The sequence below is a fragment of the Caballeronia sp. LZ035 genome, assembly GCF_031451175.1.
In the GTDB taxonomy this organism is placed as follows: domain Bacteria; phylum Pseudomonadota; class Gammaproteobacteria; order Burkholderiales; family Burkholderiaceae; genus Caballeronia.
This window is the reverse complement of sequence record NZ_JARUXS010000003.1, coordinates 106,584-125,327: the sequence shown is the minus strand read 5'-3', so window position 1 is coordinate 125,327 and position 18,744 is coordinate 106,584. Positions and strand designations below refer to the sequence as shown.

Annotated in this window: 18 protein-coding genes; 8 read left to right on the top strand and 10 right to left on the bottom strand. The window is 65.2% G+C overall.

Features of this window, described 5'->3' with window-relative positions; all coding sequences use genetic code 11:
• Window positions 1-453 precede the first annotated feature (453 nt).
• Together QCE88_RS23610 and QCE88_RS23605 are read left to right on the top strand one after the other, a co-directional pair.
• Complete coding sequence (locus QCE88_RS23610) at window positions 454-720, top strand: hypothetical protein (RefSeq protein WP_309906830.1); 267 nt, start codon at window positions 454-456, stop codon at window positions 718-720.
• 106 nt (window positions 721-826) lie between these two features.
• Window positions 827-988, top strand: coding sequence for a hypothetical protein (locus tag QCE88_RS23605; RefSeq protein WP_309906828.1), 162 nt, complete (start codon window positions 827-829; stop codon window positions 986-988).
• A gap of 85 nt (window positions 989-1,073) precedes the next feature.
• Here the strand turns inward: QCE88_RS23605 and aroQ are convergent, their stop codons facing one another.
• The 3 genes from aroQ to QCE88_RS23590 are packed head-to-tail and all read right to left on the bottom strand — an operon-like array spanning window position 1,074 to window position 4,052.
• Window positions 1,074-1,520: a type II 3-dehydroquinate dehydratase gene (gene aroQ, locus QCE88_RS23600; protein ID WP_309906826.1), complete on the bottom strand. Its 447-nt coding sequence runs from the start codon at window positions 1,518-1,520 to the stop codon at window positions 1,074-1,076.
• Between the two features lie 26 nt (window positions 1,521-1,546).
• Window positions 1,547-2,605: a Gfo/Idh/MocA family oxidoreductase gene (locus QCE88_RS23595; RefSeq protein WP_309906824.1), complete on the bottom strand. Its 1,059-nt coding sequence runs from the start codon at window positions 2,603-2,605 to the stop codon at window positions 1,547-1,549.
• A gap of 28 nt (window positions 2,606-2,633) precedes the next feature.
• Entirely contained in the window at window positions 2,634-4,052 is a 1,419-nt protein-coding gene (locus tag QCE88_RS23590; RefSeq protein WP_309906822.1) for an MFS transporter, read from the bottom strand.
• Window positions 4,053-4,403: 351 nt separating this feature from the next.
• Between QCE88_RS23590 and QCE88_RS23585 the strand changes: the two genes are divergently transcribed.
• A complete protein-coding gene (locus tag QCE88_RS23585; RefSeq protein WP_309906820.1) occupies window positions 4,404-5,960 on the top strand; it encodes a diguanylate cyclase domain-containing protein in 1,557 nt (518 codons plus the stop codon).
• A gap of 22 nt (window positions 5,961-5,982) precedes the next feature.
• On the opposite strand, the gene QCE88_RS23580 is transcribed toward QCE88_RS23585, so the two are convergent.
• The 4 genes from QCE88_RS23580 to QCE88_RS23565 all read right to left on the bottom strand — a co-directional run bounded on the left by QCE88_RS23580 (window position 5,983) and on the right by QCE88_RS23565 (window position 10,049).
• Window positions 5,983-6,648 carry a response regulator gene (locus tag QCE88_RS23580; RefSeq protein ID WP_309906817.1) on the bottom strand — a complete coding sequence of 222 codons (666 nt, stop codon included), beginning with the start codon at window positions 6,646-6,648 and terminating at the stop codon, window positions 5,983-5,985.
• A complete protein-coding gene (locus QCE88_RS23575; RefSeq protein WP_309906816.1) occupies window positions 6,638-8,494 on the bottom strand; it encodes a PAS domain-containing protein in 1,857 nt (618 codons plus the stop codon). Before QCE88_RS23575 ends, QCE88_RS23580 begins: the two co-directional genes overlap by 11 nt.
• A 132-nt stretch (window positions 8,495-8,626) precedes the next feature.
• Window positions 8,627-8,998 (bottom strand): response regulator, encoded by a 372-nt coding sequence (locus QCE88_RS23570; RefSeq protein ID WP_309906813.1) that lies wholly within the window; start codon window positions 8,996-8,998, stop codon window positions 8,627-8,629.
• A gap of 130 nt (window positions 8,999-9,128) precedes the next feature.
• On the bottom strand, window positions 9,129-10,049 hold the full coding sequence (locus QCE88_RS23565) for a LysR family transcriptional regulator (RefSeq protein ID WP_309906812.1): 921 nt from the start codon (window positions 10,047-10,049) through the stop codon (window positions 9,129-9,131).
• Window positions 10,050-10,210: 161 nt separating this feature from the next.
• Between QCE88_RS23565 and QCE88_RS23560 the strand changes: the two genes are divergently transcribed.
• Entirely contained in the window at window positions 10,211-11,422 is a 1,212-nt protein-coding gene (locus tag QCE88_RS23560) for an MFS transporter (protein WP_309906810.1), read from the top strand.
• A gap of 25 nt (window positions 11,423-11,447) precedes the next feature.
• On the opposite strand, the gene pssA is transcribed toward QCE88_RS23560, so the two are convergent.
• On the bottom strand, window positions 11,448-12,056 hold the full coding sequence (pssA, locus tag QCE88_RS23555) for a CDP-diacylglycerol--serine O-phosphatidyltransferase (RefSeq protein WP_309906808.1): 609 nt from the start codon (window positions 12,054-12,056) through the stop codon (window positions 11,448-11,450).
• A gap of 215 nt (window positions 12,057-12,271) precedes the next feature.
• Between pssA and QCE88_RS23550 the strand changes: the two genes are divergently transcribed.
• The 3 genes from QCE88_RS23550 to QCE88_RS23540 all read left to right on the top strand — a co-directional run bounded on the left by QCE88_RS23550 (window position 12,272) and on the right by QCE88_RS23540 (window position 15,996).
• On the top strand, window positions 12,272-12,775 hold the full coding sequence (locus tag QCE88_RS23550; RefSeq protein WP_309906806.1) for a MerR family transcriptional regulator: 504 nt from the start codon (window positions 12,272-12,274) through the stop codon (window positions 12,773-12,775).
• Window positions 12,772-14,328 carry an MFS transporter gene (locus tag QCE88_RS23545; RefSeq protein ID WP_309906804.1) on the top strand — a complete coding sequence of 519 codons (1,557 nt, stop codon included), beginning with the start codon at window positions 12,772-12,774 and terminating at the stop codon, window positions 14,326-14,328. Before QCE88_RS23550 ends, QCE88_RS23545 begins: the two co-directional genes overlap by 4 nt.
• Window positions 14,329-14,391: 63 nt before the next feature.
• Window positions 14,392-15,996, top strand: coding sequence for an acyl-CoA synthetase (locus QCE88_RS23540; RefSeq protein WP_309906802.1), 1,605 nt, complete (start codon window positions 14,392-14,394; stop codon window positions 15,994-15,996).
• On the opposite strand, the gene QCE88_RS23535 is transcribed toward QCE88_RS23540, so the two are convergent.
• The gene (locus tag QCE88_RS23535; protein WP_309906800.1) at window positions 15,993-16,439 is read right to left on the bottom strand and encodes a type II 3-dehydroquinate dehydratase; all 447 of its coding nucleotides are present in this window, start codon (window positions 16,437-16,439) and stop codon (window positions 15,993-15,995) included. The two genes, QCE88_RS23540 and QCE88_RS23535, sit on opposite strands and share 4 nt — an antisense overlap.
• 13 nt (window positions 16,440-16,452) lie before the next feature.
• Complete coding sequence (locus tag QCE88_RS23530) at window positions 16,453-17,808, bottom strand: MFS transporter (RefSeq protein WP_309906798.1); 1,356 nt, start codon at window positions 17,806-17,808, stop codon at window positions 16,453-16,455.
• Between the two features lie 150 nt (window positions 17,809-17,958).
• Between QCE88_RS23530 and QCE88_RS23525 the strand changes: the two genes are divergently transcribed.
• Window positions 17,959-18,741: an IclR family transcriptional regulator gene (locus QCE88_RS23525; protein ID WP_309906796.1), complete on the top strand. Its 783-nt coding sequence runs from the start codon at window positions 17,959-17,961 to the stop codon at window positions 18,739-18,741.
• The last annotated feature ends 3 nt before the right edge of the window (window positions 18,742-18,744 follow it).

Here is an 18,744-nt window from a genome sequence, read left to right as displayed (position 1 = left end):
GAGATCAGCGAGGGTTAGGACGGTTGACGCGCCGTGCGTGACCGCCTTCTGGTTTCGAGATAGTAGCCGATTCCGTCCTTGCTCCGCCTCGCGGATTCCCCGAAAGACCTCGCTGCTCCGCAAAAATTACCGAACCACTCTTGCCGCCCTAAAAATTTGCGTCATTTCGACCACCTGCCGACGCGCGCTTTCGTGTAAAAAGTGTTGTTTTTTTGAGCGGCCCACCCTTTTCGTCCAGCACGCTCGTGCTGCGAATCTGAAAAAGAAGCCACGAAAATTTCGCGATGTTCCCGCCTGACGGCTGCAAAGCCTTGCTGGCAGGACATTCCGCCGCCGCAACGAGCCCACCGTTTCAACTCACGAAACGATTTGAGGCTGGAATCAGGTGTTGTTCGGAGGATTGCTTTTCGGGCGGCGGCGGGAGAATCGCATCATCCACTCACGGGGGTCGACATGTTTCAGACGATGGAAGGTAACGCAAGGCCGCATCGCACGGCTGAAGTGCTTGCAGGGAACAGTCAGCAGATCGTGTCGGCGACGCAAGCCGAGTTGTTGAAAGAGTTGCAGTCGGTGTCGGACAACATCATGCGCCTGGCGGGCACGCTGCGCGCCGCGCCGGACGCCGCAAGCGACGACGACGCCATTGCCATCACCGAGCAGCACGCCATCGCGGAACGGCTGATCGGCCGTCTTCTGACGATGCCGGCCTCGCAGGCTTGAGACTGGGACAAGACGGGTCAAGGGCGCGGGACTGGCTGGACATCTAAACCACCGCCCGCAGCGACGCACCGCACAGGCAGCAGAAAGAAGCTTCAGGAAGAACGACATGAACTACTTGACGATCATTGCAACTGTCTGGGCGCTCAGCGCACTCTGCGCGGTGCTCTTTATCCGTGGCGCCACCCGGCGCGATCAGCAACCGGCGCGCGTGCACGCAGCGGAACAACCCTCCGGCGCCAGCCGCAAAAATTTCGGCCGCACGATCTGACAGCCGCGCAGCCTTTGCCCGAAACCGGCGCGGCCCAACCAGCACGCCACGCCGGATACGTTTCAGAAGCCGTTCTTCCAGAGCCTCACTTCCCCGCGCCGATCGCGGAAACAGCGGCTCGCAATCCCAGCAGATAGCTGTCCACGCCGAAGCCGGAGATCTGCCCCTTCGCGATCTCGGCGAATACCGACTTGTGCCGGAACTCCTCGCGCGCATGCACGTGCGACATGTGCACCTCGATGATCGGCACCGTCAGAATGGCAAGCGCGTCGCGGATCGCATAGCTGTAATGCGTCCACGCGCCCGCGTTGATGACGATCGCGTCGACCTTTTCCTCGAAGGCGCGATGAATACGCGAACACATCTCTCCTTCGATGTTCGTCTGATAGCCCTCCACGTCCACACCCAGCTCCTTGCCGAGCGCGCTCATGTCGGAATCGATCTGCGCGAGCGTCGCCGTGCCGTACTGCTTCGGGTCGCGCTTGCCGAACATGTTGAGGTTGACGCCGTGCAGCGTCAGGATTTTTGCCATGACTTGTCCTCGATGGGATGGGAAATTCAGACGGTCTCGACGATTCTGCCGCTGCGCGCGGCCTCGACGATTGCCTCGGTGATCCGCAGATTCTGCAGTCCGTCGCGCGCGCTGACAATAGGCTCGGCTTCGCCACGCGCCACCTGCCCGAAATGTTCCATCTGCAATGCGAGCGGATCGGCGCGCTGCAACGTCACGATTTCCGCGTCGAAAGGCTTCCACCAGGAACGGTCGGCGGGGGTCGCGTAGGACTTGAGCCGCATCGTCGGGACCGAGAGCGAGCCGAACGTGCCTGCGATCACGTAACAGTCTTCGTCGGGATAGGTCGAATAGGCCAGGTTCTCCTGCGACGTCTGCTCCCAGCTGCGCGGACACGCCGCCGTGTCGGACAGCATGAAGCTGCCGAGCGCGCCGCTGCTGAAGCGCAGGTTGATCGCGACGGTGTCTTCGACGACAAAACCGCGGGTGGCGTGCGAAGCGAACGCCTGTACCGCGACGATGTCGCCGCACAGCATCCGCAGGTTGTGAATCTCGTGGATCATGTTGAGCAAGATGGGACCGCCGCCCGGCTCGCGGCGCCACGGCGCGCTGGCGTAGTACTCGTCGGGCTTGAAGAACACGGCGCTGCCCATCACCGCGACGAGCGGTCCGAGCCGCCCTGCTTCGATCACTTGCTTCGCACGCGCCATGATCGGACTATGCGCGCGATGATGCCCGATCAGCATCCTCGCCTTCAGGCGCTCCACTTCATCGACGAGCGTCTGTGCCTCGGCGACGGTCGGCGCAATGGGCTTTTCCAGCAGCACCGGCACGCCCGCCGCCAGGCACGTGCGCGCGTGCTCCACATGAAGCTGATTGGGCGTCGCGAGCACGATGCCATCGGGACGGTCTGCGGCGAGCAGTTGATCGAGCGTCGCGTAGAGCGGCACCTGCGCTTGCGCCGCGAGAGCTGCGGCGGCGGGCGCCGGATCGACGATCGCGGCCAGCGTGCAGGTCGTGCTGCGCTGCGCGACGCCCATGTGCGCCTGACCGATAGACCCCGCGCCCGCCACGGCAATGCGTGTCTTGCCTGATGCTGGACTCATCGAAGCTCACCTGTCAGATGAAGCAGGCTCACGAAGCACGCGCATTCGCCACCGACTCCGCGCGCAGCCGGTCGTATTCGGTCTTCTCGACTTCCCGGGCATCGGCCTCGCCCAGTTGATTAAGCGGAATGCGGTAGGTTTCGCGCGCGCTCCATGCGGCGATGGCCGCGATGATCGTCACCACCAGCGTGATCGAGCCGATGGTCAGCGGGATGTTGGTCGATCCCGGCGGTGCGACGGTCGCGAACAGCGCGGGCAGCAGCGCCGTGATGGTCGTGCCGACATTCTGCGCGATGGCCATGGCCGACACGCGCGTGCGGGTGGGGAAGAGTTCCGGATAGAAACTCGGGAAGATCGCGTTATAGCCCTGATACACGACGCCCCACATCAGCAGCGACGCGATGATCGCGAGGCCGACGCTGTGGATGCTGATGGCATACAGATACAGGTACGACAGCAGCCCCGAGGCAATCGCCCCGACGATGATCGGCGGCTTGCGCCCGATCTTGTCGGAGAGATTGCCGACCAGCGGAATGACGATCACAGCGAGAATATTGCCGACCACCGGAATCCACAGATACACGCTCTTGTGAAAGCCGACGCCGTACGCCGCCTGCACGGCATACGCCGCGCCGAAAATGGTGGCCACCACCGGAATCACGTTCATCAGCGCCATGCAGACCACGCGGAACATGTCGCCGAGGTTGTAGCGAAAGGCATCGACGATCGGAGAACGCGGCACCGCGCCTCGCTCGCCTTCCTTCTCGAAGGCCGGCGTTTCGTGCACTTCACGCCGGATGATGTAGCCCGCGATCAGCACGACCGCCGAAAGCAGGAACGGGATGCGCCAGCCCCAGGAATTGAAGGCGTCCTCCGGCATGTAGTACGCGAGCGGCAGGAACACGGCGGCGGCGAGAATCTGGCCGGCCTGCACGCCCTGCAACGTGAAGCTCGCGAAATAGCCGCGCCGGCCGAACGGCGAGTGTTCGAGAATCATCGAGCTCGCGCCCGAAATCTCGCCCGCCACCGCGAAGCCCTGCACCAGACGCAGGATCACGAGCAGCGCCGGCGCCAGCATGCCGACGCTGTGATACGTGGGCAACAGGCCGACGGCCATGGTCGAGAAGCCCATCAGGAACATGCACAGCACGAGTACGGTCTTGCGGCCGTGGGTGTCGCCGAAATGGCCGAGCACGAAAGCGCCGATCGGCCGCGCGACATAGCCGACGCCATACGTCGCCAGCGACGCGACGATCGCCACTTTCGGATTGCCGGATGGAAAGAACAGTTGCGGGAAGATCAGCGCCGCGGCCTGCGCATAGATGAAGAAGTCATAGTATTCGAGCGCCGAGCCGATCCAGCCGCTCGCGGTTGCCTTCCTCGTCTGCTTGCGGTGTTCGGCGTGCGACCCGTCCGGTGCGCCGGATGAGCGTGAATTCGTGTTCATGACGTCTCCTTGTTATCGATCGCCTGACGACTCCCAGGCCTTCTTCACGACGCTGTCTTCACATCGATATCACAATGCGCGTGGCCCAACAGACCGGCACGCGGCGGACCGCCTTCCATCATCGTCCGTGAACCGAAAGCTTTCGATGAGGCAAAACCCGCGCCGCGCGGGTTTTGCAGCGCGCGGTCGTCAAACGATCATGCGAAACGGGCACAATGCGCGGGCGACCTCTGATCCTGTCCGGCGACCGTTGCTCAAGATTTCTGCAGGCACTGCCGTAAATACGCGCACCGGCGGTGCTCTCACCGCCGGTGCTGTTTTTTCTCTCTTCCCGGCACGCCGGTCCCTTGTATGCCACGTACCCCGTCCCTGATCGATTCGATTCTCGCCACCCCGGCGACAGAGGACGGCACGATCACGCCCGCGATGCGCGCGGCGCTGCTGTCGACGCTCGTCGTCGATGTGCGTCCGCTGCTGCTGTCCGGGCTGTCGAGCATGTTCGTCGCGGTCATCGCCTGCGTGCGGCTCCATGCGCTCTGGACCGTCGTCTGGCTGGTAAGCGATGTCCTGCTGCTCGCCGTGCGCCTGGGGATCGTGTGCCGGTATCGCGCCTTGCAGCCCACGGCGTTGGCCCATCCCGCTCCGTGGGCACGGCGCTATGCGCCGTTCGCGCTCGCGGCGTGCTTCGCGACCGGCCTGGGCACGATGGCGTGCGTCGCGTCCGGCGACGCCGTCCTGACCGCGCTCGCGATTATGGTCACGGCCGGCTCGCTCGGCGGCATCGGCTCCCGCAATGCGGGCACGCCGCACCTGGCGCTCGCGCAGGTCAGCCTGGGCGCCGCGCCGATCGGCATCGGCGCGCTGCTGGGGCCGGCCGGCTACGGCATTCTGGTGCCGCCGCTCTTCCTCTATCTCGCCGCGATGTCCGCGGTCGTGCGCCGCCACTATCGCGGTCTTGTCGCGATGATGACCGCCGAGCATCGCCATGCCGAAATCGCCGCGCGCTTCGACGCCGCGCTCGCCCACATGCCGCACGGCCTGTGCACGGTGGATGAAGCAGGCAAGGTGATCATCGCGAATCGCCGGGCGGCGGACCTGTTCGGTGTGAGCGGCGACACGCTGCGCCTGAACGTGTCGTTGCCGGATTTCATCGGCCATGTGGGTATCGCGAGATTCGGCGAGACCTTGCGCCGCGAGTTCGCCACGCGCTGTGCCCAATGGCTGAAGGACGGCCACGCGCCGCTCGACTTGCCGCTCAGCGACGGCCGCCAGCTCCAGCTGATCCGCAATCCGGTGCCGGACGGCAGCACGGTCATCATCATCGAGGACGTGACGGAGCGCCGCAGGAACGAGGCGAAGATCCTGCACTGGGCGCATCACGATTCGCTGACCGGTCTGCCGAACCGCCGCTATCTGTCCGACCACGCCGAACGCCTGATGACGGGCGGCGCCGGACGCGAGAAGGTCTTCGTCATGTATGTGGATCTGGACGGCTTCCGGCGCATCAACGATGCACACGGCCACAACACCGGCGACGAACTGCTGCGCCAGGTCGCCGACCGCCTGCGCAATGCGATGCGGCGCGGCGAGCTGGCCGCGCGGCTGGGCGGCGACGAATTCGCGATCGTCGCAACCTATATCGCGAGCCGCTCCGGGGAGGCGTTCGTGCAGAAGATCCTGCGCGAACTCTCGGAGCCTTATGACCTGATGGACGGGATCATCGAGCAAGTGAGCGTGAGCGCCGGCATTGCGCTTGCCGGACCGGGCGAGCTGTTCGAGAGCGCGTTGAAGCGCGCCGACGCCGCGCTCTCTGAAGCGAAGACGTGCGCGCGAGGCGAGTACCGGTTCGCCTCGCCGGACGGCGAGCAGGCCGTCACGGGGCTGGCGGAACGCGATCGCTTGCTCTGACGCAGCGGCGCTGAAGCGTCGCTCAAAGGCGTTGCGCCCGCGATGCCGCCGCCCCCAGCGGCCGCTTCACGCCGAGCGCTTCGGCCTTCAACACGAGATCGGCGAGCGAACGCGCCGCCATCTTCCTCATCGCCTGGCCGCGATGAATCTTCACCGTGATCTCGCTCAGATTCATTTCCGCCGCGATCTGCTTGTTCATCAGCCCCGACACGACGAACGCCAGCACCTCGCGCTCGCGCGGCGTGAGCAGTTCATAGGCCCGCCGCAAATCGGCCACTGAACGGTTCGCGGTGCGCCGCGCCGCGTCGCTTTCCAGCGCCTGAGCCACGGCGTCCAGCATGTCCTGATCGCGAAACGGTTTCGCCAGAAAATCCTTGGCGCCGGCCTTCATCGCCTTCACGGTCATCGCGATGTCGCCATGCGCCGTCATGAAGACGATCGGCAGGCCGAGCTGGCTCGCCGCCATCTGTTCCTGCACCGCGAGGCCGCTCTGCCCTTTCAGGCGCACGTCGAGAATCAGGCAGCTCGGCACGTCGGGCATGTCATGTGCGAGAAACTCGTGCGCCGTGGCGAAGCTCGTCACGTTCAGATCGACCGAGCGCAGCAGCGTGCCGAGCGCGTCGCGCATCGATTCGTCGTCGTCGACCACATAAACCATTGCGCCGTCCGCGTTGCCGCTAGTGTTCATCGTCGTCCCCTTCGTGTGCGGGCAGCTCGAAGCGCAGACGCGCGCCGCCTTCCTCGGGCGCTTCCGCCCAGATCCTGCCGCCGTGTGCCTCGATGATCGAACGGCAGATGGACAGCCCCATGCCCATGCCTTCCGCCTTCGTCGTGAAGAATGCATCGAACAGCCGGCGCGCGCTCTCCTCGCTGATTCCCGTGCCGGTGTCCTGCACCGTGACCGTGCCGGCGCTCGTCGCAACGCGCAGGATCCGTGGGCCCTCCACGCCGGACATGGCCTGCGCGGCGTTCATGAGAAGGTTGATGAGCACCTGCTGCAACTGCACGCGGTCGCAGCGCACCGTGGGCGCGGGCGTGGCGAATTCCGTGCGCACGTCCACGCGGTAACGCGCCAGTTCGCGCCCGACGAGTTCGATGCTCTCGATGGCGATCTCGTTCAGATCGAGTGTCGCGGGCTGGCTGTCGCGCTTGCGCGCCATCGCGCGGATCCGGGCGATCACTTCGCTCGCGCGCCGGGCGTCGCGGATCATCTGCGTGATCGCCTGCCGCGCTTCGCCCAAGTCCGGCGTCGCGCGGCCGAGCCAGCGCAGGCCCGCGTCGCCGCTGGTGACGATCGCGGCCATCGGCTGCGTCACTTCATGCGCGATCGACGCCGCCAGTTCGCCCAGCATCGTCACGCGCGTGACGTGCGCGAGTTCCGCTGTCGAGCGCGCGAGCGCTTCTTGCGCGCGCTTGGTTTCGGTGACGTCCATCAACGCGCCGACGGTTTCGTCGCCTTCGCCTTCCGCCGCCGAGCGGTGCGCGACGAAATGCGCATGCTTGACCGAGCCGTCCGGCAGCAGCAGCCGATGCTCGACATCGATCTCGCGCGCGCCGTTCAACGCGGCCGCGTGCGCGCCGCGCACGATGGCGAGGTCGTCGGGATGCGTGCGCGCCAGGATCGCGTCGATGGACGGCGTGACATCGCGCGGATAGTCGAAGATGCGGTACGCCTCGTCGGACCACCACATGGTGCCGGCGGGCAGGCTCGTCGCAATGCTGCCGGTGCGCGAGAGCCGCTGTGCATCCAGCAGGAACGCTTCGCTGCGGCGCAGCGCGTGCTCGGCCTGCTTGCGCGCCTCGATATCCGTGTTGACGCCGTACCAGCGCCGGATCGCACCCGACGCGTCGCGCAACGGCTCGGCGCCGATATGCATCCAGCGGTACACGCCGTCGCCGCCGCGAATCCGCGAGACGTTCTCGAACGGCGCGCCCGTCGCGATGGCGGCCTGCCAGTCGCGCTGCATCGCTTCGAAGTCGGCGGGATGCACGATGGTTCGCCAGACATCGTCGTTGCCTTCGAGCTCTGGGTTGCCCAGCGAGACGCCGAGATCGTTCCAGCGCCGGTTGACGAAGATCAGCCGTCCTTCCGGCGATGAACTCCACACCATGCCGGGAATGGCATCGATGATATTGCGCAGTTCTTCGCGCTGACGTTGCAGTTCCGCTTCCATGCGCTGGCGCTGCGTGATCGCGGTCTGGTTGCGCAGCGCGAGCACGGCGGTGGTGGAAATCGCGAGCAGACTCACGACGCACCGTGCGAGCGCGCTGCCGGAAACCGTCTGATCGTGCGAGAGGATGAAGCCGATCAGGGTCAACAGCACGCAGCTCCATGCGGTGCCGATGGTCGCCCGTCGCTTGCCCGTGGAGCTGACGAGCAGCACCACCACGACATACAGCACCGCGATGGCGATATCGAGCGGCGTGAGCGCATCGATCAGAAAGACGGCGAGCGCGATGGCCGCCGCGAGCATCGACACGATGCGACTGTCGTGACGCACCGTGGGCGGGGCGGCCTGAAGTGTCTCCATCATGGCCGGACGAGCGCCGGCGGGTTGAAGCGAACGGCGAACGGAGCGACTGGCATGGTCATGAGCGTTCGGGGAGGCGTTCGTTGAGAAGGATCCGGGCGAGCCGCCGCCGGACCATCGGCCGATTCTAACCCTTCAAAAAGCTTGCCTGATGCGATCGAGACACTCGGCGACGGTGGTGCCGTCGACAGGCTTGCTGAGGAAGCAGACTGCGCCGCCGTCGAGCGCCTGCCGGCGGGCGGCCTCCGATGCGAACGCGGTGACGAACATCACGGGCACGTCGGGCGCAAGTGCATGCAGGCGTTGCTGCAACTGCAGGCCGGACATGCCGGGCATGTTGAGATCGGTGATGACGCAGGCGAGGCCGTCGAGCGGATCCGTGTCGATGAACGCTTCCGCCGATGCATACAGACTCACCTCCCACCCGAGCGACCGAAGCAGACTGGAGGACGCGACGCGAACGGATTCGTCGTCGTCGATCACGGAGACTCTGGAAGGGAATGACAAGGGCGTGGTCCTGAACCGTGCGAATGAGAGCGGCGGGCACTGGACCGGCCGCCGCCTCGATGAAGTTCATCTTACGCAGCGGGCAGACGCGGGCAAATCATATGTATGTATAGGATGCCGGTACGTAAGTTCAGGTCGCGTCCGGACCGGCGAGGCGCGCCTCCAGGAACCGCACGAGCGCCCGGACCTTGCTCGACTGCCGCCGGTTCGGCAGATACGCCGCATGGATCACGACGCCCTTCTCGTGCGGACTGGCTTCGTGGCCGTCGAACAGCCGCACGAGCCGTCCGGCGCGCAGGTCGGCATCGACGTGCCAGGCAGGCAGCAGCGCGATGCCGCGTCCCGCGAGCGTGGCTTGCAGCAGCATGTCCAGGTTGTTCGACAACAGGTGTCCGTGTACTTCGACGCGTGTCTCGGTGCCTTTCGCACGGAAGGTCCATTCCTGCCGCGTGCGATGGCCGCCGCCATACGCGAAACGCAGACACTCGTGCGCGGCGAGTTCCGCGGGTGACGCCGGCGTGCCGCGCTCTTGAAGATAGTCACCACTCGCGACGACCATGCGCGGATTGTCCGCGAGCTTGCGCACGATGAGCGTGCCGTCGCGGTCCGGCACGCCGATGCGCACGGCAACGTCGATACGCTCGGTCGCGAGGTCGGCGTAATGATCCGCGACGACGAGGTCGAGGACCACGCGCGGATGCTCCGCCATGAACGCCGCCAGATGCGCGGCCAGCCGCAGCCGTCCGAAGGTGGAAGGCACCGCGACGCGCAACACGCCGACCGGCGCCGCGCCGCTGTCGAACACGCTTTCGTCGGCTTCGGCGAGATCGTCGAGCAGACGGCCCACCTGCTCGACGTAGGCGACGCCTGCGTCGGTCAGGCTCACCTTGCGCGGCGTGCGTGTGAGCAAGGCCGCGCCGAGTGATGCTTCGAGCGCGTCCATCAGCCGCGTCACCGACGAAGTGGCGACGCCCAGACGCCGCGCGGCCTTCGCAAAACCGCCTGATTGCGCCACTTCGAGAAGCGTGTTAAGTGCCTGGAGCTTGTCCATTCCGCGCCTTTTTTGGTTGCTTCGCACGCAACGCAAGCTTGCATTCTAGAGGGATTCCACCGCTCAGACGCAACGATTATGCTTCCCGGCAAGCACGGGGCGCCTCAAGCAGGTTGCGCCGCAACACCGTATAGTCCCTCTCTGCCATTCAAGGAACACTCATGTCGACACCCACATCGACCCCACTCGACGGGACCCCGCACATCGAACTCACGCGCGGCCTGATCGCGCTGTTCGCGTTCTGCTGCGGGGCAATCGTCGCGAATCTGTATTACGCGCAGCCGATCACCGAACTCATCGCGCCCGACCTGCACATGGCCGGCGGCACGGCGAGCCTGATCGTCTCGCTCACGCAGATCGGCTATGCGCTCGGCCTCTTCTTCATCGTGCCGCTCGGCGATCTGCTCGAAAACCGCAAGCTGATGATCGCGACCGCGCTCGTCTCCATCGCGAGCCTGACGGCCGCCGCGTTCACCCACACGCCCGGCTGGTTTCTCGTGATTTCGCTGCTGATCGGCTTTTCGTCGGTCGCGGTGCAGATCCTGATTCCGCTCGCGGCGCACCTCGCGCCGGACGAATCGCGCGGCAAGGTGGTCGGCACCATCATGAGCGGTCTGCTGCTCGGTATCCTGCTGTCGCGGCCGGTGTCGAGCATCGTCGCGGGCCACTTCGGCTGGCGCGCGATGTTCGCCGCAGCCGCCGTGCTGATGGTCGTCATCACGACGGTGCTCGCGCTCACGATTCCCCGCCGTCAGCCGAATCATCAGGCAACCTACTTCCAGTTGATCGGCTCGCTCGGCCATCTCGTCCGCACGATGCCGGTGCTGCGTCATCGCTCGCTGTATCAGGCGCTGATGTTCGCGTCGTTCAGCCTGTTCTGGACCGCGATTCCCATCGAACTCTCGCGGCATTATGGGCTTTCGCAGACGGCCATCGGCATCTTCGCGCTGATCGGCGCAATGGGCGCGACCTCGGCGCCCATCGCCGGGCGTCTCGCCGATGCCGGCCATACCGTGCGCGCCACCTTCACCGCGCTGATCCTGGCCGCGCTCGCCTATCTGCCGGTGTTGATTCACCCTGCGTGGGGCGTGGGCGCGCTGGTCGTGACGGGCGTCCTGCTCGACTTCGCGGTGCAGATGAACATGGTGCTCGGCCAGCGCGAGATCTATGCGCTGCATGCCACGAGCCGTAACCGGCTGAACGCGGTCTATATGACGAGCATCTTCGTGGGCGGGGCATTCGGCTCGGCGTTCGCCAGCCAGATCTACGAACATGGCGGCTGGACGCTCGTCGCGGTCTGCGCGACGGTGTTTCCGCTGCTGGCGCTCGTGCATTTCCTGCTGGTCGGGCGGCATCACGCGTCGCATCACTGACGCCGCCTGTCGTGTGCGCTTGAGGTTAAGGCTTGGGGATGCGGATACGGCTGATCATCAGCGAGCCGGAGATGGCGTAGACCAGCACGAGCGGATGCAGCACGAAGCCGCCGATGCGCCACGAGCCAAACCACATGTTCTCGCCGATCGCGCCCAGCGCCGCCCCGATCGTCAACAGCAGCACGATCAGGAAGGACGTGGGAATGGGCGTGCCTTCGAAGTGCGTGACCTTGCCGGCGGCGCCCGACATCTCTTCGGTGGTCACGTTATAGCGCGCGAGACGTGACACGCCGCACGCGACGAAATACGCGAGGATCACGCGGTCATACAGGCCGCGCATGCCGAAGCCATACGCGATGATCGCCGGCGCGACGCCGAACGAGATCACATCCGCGAGCGAATCCAGTTCCTTGCCAAGCAGCGACGCCTTCTGACGCCACCGCGCGATGCGTCCGTCGAGCACGTCGAAGACAAGTGCCGCGAACACCAGCGCGCAGGCGAGATAGATGTGCAGGACATCGGAATCGTCGAGGTAGGACATCGCCGAGAACAGCGCGCCCGTACCGCATACCGCATTCCCCAGCGTGAACCAGTCGGCCAGGTGGAAATCGCGGATCATCGAGAATCGTTTCATTCGTATCGGTTGTTCGTGACGTTCGTGACGTTCGGGCAGCGTCCGATGCAGGCGCCGCGTGGCCCGGTGGAAGGCCGTTGGAGTCTATCACTGCGTTCCGGTTCAACGCGTGGCCCGAAGCGTTGTCCAGGCGAGCATGCCTCATGCCCGGCAAACCTGTACGTGAACGTACAGGTTTGCGTTATACTGAGAGGCATCGCTTCCGGTCATTCGTCATGTCTACGCCCTCCGCGCTCCTCACCATCCGCGACGCCGCCGAACGTCTGCAAGTCACGCCGCGCACGCTCAAGTACTACGAGGAACGCGGGCTTGTCACGCCGAGCCGCAGCGAGGGCCGTTACCGGCTCTACAGCGAAGAGGATCTGGAACGCTTCGCGCGCATCCTGCGGCTGCGTTCGCTGGGCTTCTCGCTGGAGGGCATCGTCGAAATGCTCAAGCGGCCGATGGAAACGCTCGGCGAAGGCCGTACAGGCTATTCGAGCGCATCGCTGCGCGAGATCGAGCAGGCGCTGTCGCAGCAGATCGAAGCGGTGGACGCGCGCATTGCGGGCGTGCGGCGCGAGCTGAAGGAAGCGCAGGCGGTGCGCAAGGATCTCGCCGACGACCTCGACTATCTGCGGCGGCGCATCGCGGGCGAAAGCAAGGAAGCGCTGCTGCAGGAACGGCTGGCCGCGCGCAAGCCGCGCAAACTCGCGAGTGCCGGAGACGATGACGCATGAGTGCGGCATCGTTCGGCTTGCCGGGAAGGATCGCGGAGCGCCTGCGCGCGGATTCCTTCGCGTGGGCCATCGCGCTGGCAACCGGCCTCGACTACTTCGACAACGCCGTGTTCTCGTTCTTCACGAGCACCATCGCGGGCGGCATCAACGCATCGTCCGATGAACTCGTCTGGGCCTCCAGCGCGTATGCGGTCGCCTCGGTGCTCGGCATCCTGCAGCAGCAATGGTGGATCGAACGGATAGGCAACCGTCGATACATCGCGGGCTGTCTGCTGTTGTTTGCGGCGGGCGCGGTCGCGGCCACGTTCGCCGAGTCCGCACTCGAACTGGCGCTCGCACGCGGCTTCCAGGGCTACTTCATCGGCCCGATGATGAGCGCGGCGCGCATCCTGATTCAAACGCGCTTCACGCCACAGCTGCGCCCGCCCGCGACGCGCCGCTTCCTCAACATGATTCTGCTCGGCACCGCGCTCGCGCCGTTGTGCGGCGGCTATCTCGTCGCGTGGCTCGGCTGGCGTGCGCTGTTCACCTGCACGGCAATCGGCGGCGCCGTGCTCGCGCTGCTCGCGTTCCTTGCCGTGCCCTCGACCGGACGCGTACAACCCGAAGACCGCGGCGACACGCATTTCTGGCCCTATGTCATCTTCGCGTTTGCACAGGGCGCATTGCAGATCGTCATGCAGCAAGTGCGCTTCGAGTTGTTCAGCGGCTCGCCGGAACTCATCGTGCTGACGGCCACCGGCGTGCTCGCGCTCGGCTGGTTCGTCTGGCATCAGTGGCATCATCCGCGTCCGCTGCTGCGGCTTCAGGCACTGCGCGAGAAGACGTTTCAAGTGGGCATCGTGCTGTACATCGGGTTCTATTACATCAACAACGCGATGAGCTTCCTCGTCTCGCGCCTGCTCGAAGGCGGCTTGCGTTATCCGGTGGAGAACGCGGGACGGCTCGTCGGACTGACCTCGATCGTGTCGCTCGGCATGGCCGTGATCTATTTCCGCTATTCCGCGCGCATCAAGCACAAGAAGTGGCTCATCATGAGCGGCTTCCTGATGGCCGCGTTCATCGGCGCGTGGATGATCAACCTGCCGCCCGATGTCAGCATGGGCTGGCTCATCACCCCGATGATCCTGCGCGGCATGCTGCTGCTCTTCATCGCGCTGCCGGTGGCGAATCTCACCTTCCGCGTCTTCGCAATCGACGAATACAGCCACAGCTATCGCTTCAAGAACATCGTCAAGCAGCTGACCTACTCGTTCTCCACGGCGACCATCATCATTCTCGAACAGCATCGCGTGGCGTTGCATCAGACGCGGCTCGTCGAAACGATCAACCCGTACAACCCGGTCTTCGAGAATGCGTATCGAAGCCTGCTCGGCGGCTTTCTGAACAGCGGGCACAGCGCGTCGGAGGCCAGCAGTCTTGCGATGGGCGAGATCGGCCGCCTCGTCGCGCAGCAAGCCAACTTCCTGAGTTCGCTCGATGGCTTCTATTATTTGATTGGTGTCGCGCTCGTCGCCGGGGCGGTGGCGGCATGGCAGAAGCGCATCGACTGAACACGTTGCCGGGCACGGAGCCGAAGTATGATGTCCGCACGAACAACCATCCCGCCCTCGCCCATGCTCCCGTCTGGTGACTCGTACGAAGCCGTCGCAGCGCAGTTCGAATGGCCCATTCCCGCGCGCTACAACATCGCGCAGGATGTGTGCGACAAATGGGCGGACGGCTCGGGCCGCCTGGCGCTGATCGTCGAAGCCGCCGATCTCTCCCAGCAGCGCTATAGCTTCGATGACCTCAAGCGTCTCTCCAACCGCTTCGCCAACGCGATGAGGGCGCGGGGCGTCGAACGCGGCGACCGCGTTGCCATCTTCGTGCGGCAGTCCGTGGAAGCGGCCATCGCGCATCTCGCGGCGTACCGGATGGGCTGCATCGCCGTGCCGCTGTTCGCGCTGTTCGGCATGGACGCCATTGAATTCCGTCTCGGGCATTCGGGCGCGAAGGCCGTCATCACCGATGCCGAAGGCGCCGCGAAGATCGCGCAGATCCGCGCCGCCTTGCCCGATCTGCACCATGTGTTCTGCGCCGAGTCGGACTTCTGGCCCGCGATCGAAGCCGCATCCGATGAACCCGCTCTCGTCGATACCGCCGCCGACGATCCCGCCGTCATCATCTACACGTCCGGCACGACGGGCAAGCCGAAGGGCGCGCTGCACGGGCAGCGCATTTTATTGGGCCATTTGCCGGGCGTGGAGATGTCGCAGCAATGCTTTCCGCGCGACGCCACGTTGTTCTGGACGCCCGCCGACTGGGCGTGGATCGGCGGTCTGTTCGACGTGCTGATGCCGTCGTGGCATCACGGCGTGCCGGTGCTGGCGCGCCGTTTCGACAAGTTCGACGGCGCCGCCGCGTATGACCTGCTCGTGCGCCACCAGGTGAGCCATACCTTTCTGCCGCCGACCGCGCTGAAAATGATGCGCGCGACATCTGGCGCCAAGCCTGACGGTCTGGCGCTGCGTTCGGTGGCGAGCGGCGGGGAATCGCTGGGCGAGGAGTTACTGTCGTGGGGACGCGCGATGCTGGGCGTCACCATCAACGAGTTCTATGGACAGACCGAATGCAACATGGTGCTGTCATCGTGCGCGCGCTGGTTCGAGCCGCAGAGCGGTGCGATTGGCCGGGCGGTGCCGGGGCATCGCGTGGCCGTGGTCGACGATCACGGCGCGCCGGTGCCCGACGGCACGCCGGGGCACATCGCCATCGAGAGGCCGGACCCGGTGATGTTCCTCGGCTACTGGCGCGACGAAAGCGCGACCGCGGAGAAGTTTCGCGGCGAGTTCCTGCTGACCGGCGATCTCGGCACGCTCGAAGACGGCTTCTTCCGCTTCCTCGGCCGCGACGACGATGTCATCACGAGCGCGGGTTATCGCATCGGGCCGGGGCCGATCGAGGACTGCCTGATCCGGCATCCAGCGGTGCGCTTTGCGGCGGTCATCGGCGTGCCGGATGCGCGGCGCACGGAGATCGTCTGCGCGGTGGTCGTGCTCAACGAGGGCTTCGAGCCGGGGGATGCGCTCGTGCGCGAATTGCAGGACCACGTGCGCACACGGCTCGCCGCGCATGAATATCCGCGTGAAGTGCGCTTCGCCAACGAACTGCCGATGACCGCGACGGGGAAGATCATTCGCAAGTCGTTGCGGGCGGAGTTCACGGCGGGCGAAGGCTAAGCGGCTTCCCGCAACATCTCCGCCACCGCCCTCAACGCAAGCAAATACCCCTGCGGTCCCAACCCGCAGATCACCCCCCGCGCCGCCAGCGAAACCAGCGAATGCCGATACTGCTCGTCACGCTGATGGATATTCGTGATGTGCACTTCGATCACTGGCTTGCGGATCAGCTTGATGGCATCGAGCACGGGAATCGACGAGAAGGAGAAGCCGGCCGGATTGATGATCACGGCGGCCTCCTTCTCGAAGGCTTCCTGCAACCAGTCCACCATCACGCCTTCGTGATTGGTCTGGCGAAAATCGCAGGCAAGACCAAGCTCACCCGCGAGCGCTTCGCTGCGCGCCTGCACTTGCGCGAGCGTCGTGGTGCCGTAAAGATGCGGCTCGCGCTTGCCGAGCATGTTCAGGTTGGAGCCGTTCAGGACATAGACAGTGGGATTCATCAGCTTCGTCGGTTCAGTGTGATTGCAGGGAAGAAGGCGCGGACGCGCCCGCGACTTCCGCCGCGGAATCGGTACGGTTCATGTCGATGCCCAGCGTTTCCGGCGCGGTCAGGATCATCGCAAGGGAAATCAGGTTGAACACGACGCACACCGCCACCACGCCCCAGGGCGAGCCGTTGCAGACCGCGAAGAGCCACACCGCGAGCACGGGCATCGGGCCGCCGGCAACGAGGTTCGCGCCCGTATAAGCCAGCGCGGAGCCCGAATAACGCACGTTGGTCGGAAAGGCTTCGGCGAAGGCTACCGGCTGGATACCGCTCTGGAATTGCGTGAAGCCGAGGAAGAAGCCCATCGCGAGCAGCATCGGCATGAAGCTCTTCGTGTCGAGGATCTGGAAGTACACGAACAGCATCAGCAAGGTGGCCGTCGAGCCGATGGCCAGCGCGCGCCGCCTGCCGATCCGGTCGCTCAGCATGCCGCCCGCCAGCGCACCGACGATCGCGCAGACATTCGCGCCCATCAGCAGCAGGAAGCCGGTCTGCTTCGGCACGCCGAGCGTCTTCGTCACATAGCTCAGCGAGAACACGACGATCAGATAGAAGATCGCCGCCGGTCCGCAAAAGAACAGCATCCAGCGCAACACGGTGCGCCAGTGCAGGCGCAGCGCATCGCGCAGCGGGCTGCCGACATCCGCGACTTCCGTTTTCGAGAGCGCCACGAACGCAGGCGTTTCCGCCACGCGCAGCCGGATATACACGCCGACGACCACCAGCACGAAGCTCAGGATGAACGGAATACGCCAGCCATAGCTGTCGAAGGCCTCCGCCGACATCGTCGACGAGAGTCCGAGCAGCACGCCGTTCGCCATGATCTGACTGAGCGGCGAGCACAGGCCGAGCAGGCCCGAGTACTTGCCGCGCGCATCCGGACTCGCGTGTTCGATCGCCATCAATTGCGCGCCGGTCGATTCGCCGCCAAGCGCGAAGCCCTGCAAAATGCGCAGGATCACCAGCAACAGCGGCGCCCATACGCCGATGCTCGCGTAGGTCGGCAGGAAGCCCATCAGCATCGACGCGAGGCCCATCACCGTGACGGTGCCGAGCATCAGGTTGCGGCGGCCAAGCTTGTCGCCGAGGTGTCCGCAGATGATCGCGCCGAGCGGACGCGCCGCGAGTCCCACGCCGAAGGTCGCGAGCGAGGCGAGCAATGCGGAGGTCGCGTCCATCGACGGAAAGAACAGCTTCGGCAAGACGGTCGCGGCCAGCGCGCCGTACAGTGTGAAGTCGAACCATTCGAGCGCCGTACCGATCGCAGCGGCCGTCACGGCGCGTGTACGCATCGACTGATGCGCTTGGGTTGGTGCTTGCATATGTGTGTGTCTCCTCTCCATTTATCGGCCGTTAGAACCGGCATGGCGCACAGATTATCAGCAGTGGTGGGACATCGTTCCAGGGTGGAATTTCATCCCGCCATGTGCAATCATGCGGCTCGTTAACGCCCGACCCAACACGAGGAAGCAATGCCCGGCGTCACCGAAAGAACCATGGCGGTCCTCGAATTTCTCGCGACGCAAATGGAAGGCACGCCGCTCGCGATGATCTCCGACCAGCTCGACATTCCGCGCAGCGCGTGTCATCGCCTGCTGGTGGATCTGAAGCAATGCGGCTATGTCCGCCAGTTACGCGAACACGGCGACTATGTGCTCACCACGCGGCTCGTCGGTCTCGGGCTGAGCTATCTGGCCACGTCGGGCATCGTCGATATCGCGCAGAGCATGCTCGATCGCCTCGCCGAGCAATCGGGTGAACTGGTGCGGCTGGCGATCGTGGACGGCGACCGCCTCACGTGGGTCGCGAAGGCGCAAGGCGCGCTCAAGGGCCTGCGCTACGACCCGGACATGGGCATGGACACCATCCTCTCGTGCAGCGCGACCGGCCACGCCTGGATGATGACGATGAGCGACGAACGCGCGCTCGAACTCGTGTCGCGCCAGGGCTTCGGCACGCCGAAGCAATACGGGCCGCGCGCCCCGACCACCGTGACCGGCCTGCTCGAATTCGTGCATGCCGCCCGCACGCGCGGCTACGCGACCATCAACGAGGTCTTCGCCCCCGGCATGACGGCGATGGCCGCGCCGGTGCAGCGACGTGGCCATCGGGCGATCGGCGTCATCAGCATCGCGGGGCCGCTGATCCGGCTCACCGAGAAACGCATGGCCACGCTCGGCCCCACCTTGCTCGCCGCGGCGAACGAACTGGCGGCGGCCAGTCTCGCCTCGCCGCTGTTCAGCAATACGCGCTGAAGG

Coding starts and splice junctions, on each gene's coding strand:
- QCE88_RS23610 (WP_309906830.1), top strand. CDS start 454: ATGTTTCAGACGATGGAAGGTAACGCAAGGCCGCATCGCACGGCTGAA.
- QCE88_RS23605 (WP_309906828.1), top strand. CDS start 827: ATGAACTACTTGACGATCATTGCAACTGTCTGGGCGCTCAGCGCACTC.
- aroQ (WP_309906826.1), bottom strand. CDS start 1,520: ATGGCAAAAATCCTGACGCTGCACGGCGTCAACCTCAACATGTTCGGC.
- QCE88_RS23595 (WP_309906824.1), bottom strand. CDS start 2,605: ATGAGTCCAGCATCAGGCAAGACACGCATTGCCGTGGCGGGCGCGGGG.
- QCE88_RS23590 (WP_309906822.1), bottom strand. CDS start 4,052: ATGAACACGAATTCACGCTCATCCGGCGCACCGGACGGGTCGCACGCC.
- QCE88_RS23585 (WP_309906820.1), top strand. CDS start 4,404: ATGCCACGTACCCCGTCCCTGATCGATTCGATTCTCGCCACCCCGGCG.
- QCE88_RS23580 (WP_309906817.1), bottom strand. CDS start 6,648: ATGAACACTAGCGGCAACGCGGACGGCGCAATGGTTTATGTGGTCGAC.
- QCE88_RS23575 (WP_309906816.1), bottom strand. CDS start 8,494: ATGATGGAGACACTTCAGGCCGCCCCGCCCACGGTGCGTCACGACAGT.
- QCE88_RS23565 (WP_309906812.1), bottom strand. CDS start 10,049: ATGGACAAGCTCCAGGCACTTAACACGCTTCTCGAAGTGGCGCAATCA.
- QCE88_RS23560 (WP_309906810.1), top strand. CDS start 10,211: ATGTCGACACCCACATCGACCCCACTCGACGGGACCCCGCACATCGAA.
- pssA (WP_309906808.1), bottom strand. CDS start 12,056: ATGAAACGATTCTCGATGATCCGCGATTTCCACCTGGCCGACTGGTTC.
- QCE88_RS23550 (WP_309906806.1), top strand. CDS start 12,272: ATGTCTACGCCCTCCGCGCTCCTCACCATCCGCGACGCCGCCGAACGT.
- QCE88_RS23545 (WP_309906804.1), top strand. CDS start 12,772: ATGAGTGCGGCATCGTTCGGCTTGCCGGGAAGGATCGCGGAGCGCCTG.
- QCE88_RS23540 (WP_309906802.1), top strand. CDS start 14,392: ATGCTCCCGTCTGGTGACTCGTACGAAGCCGTCGCAGCGCAGTTCGAA.
- QCE88_RS23535 (WP_309906800.1), bottom strand. CDS start 16,439: ATGAATCCCACTGTCTATGTCCTGAACGGCTCCAACCTGAACATGCTC.
- QCE88_RS23530 (WP_309906798.1), bottom strand. CDS start 17,808: ATGCAAGCACCAACCCAAGCGCATCAGTCGATGCGTACACGCGCCGTG.
- QCE88_RS23525 (WP_309906796.1), top strand. CDS start 17,959: ATGCCCGGCGTCACCGAAAGAACCATGGCGGTCCTCGAATTTCTCGCG.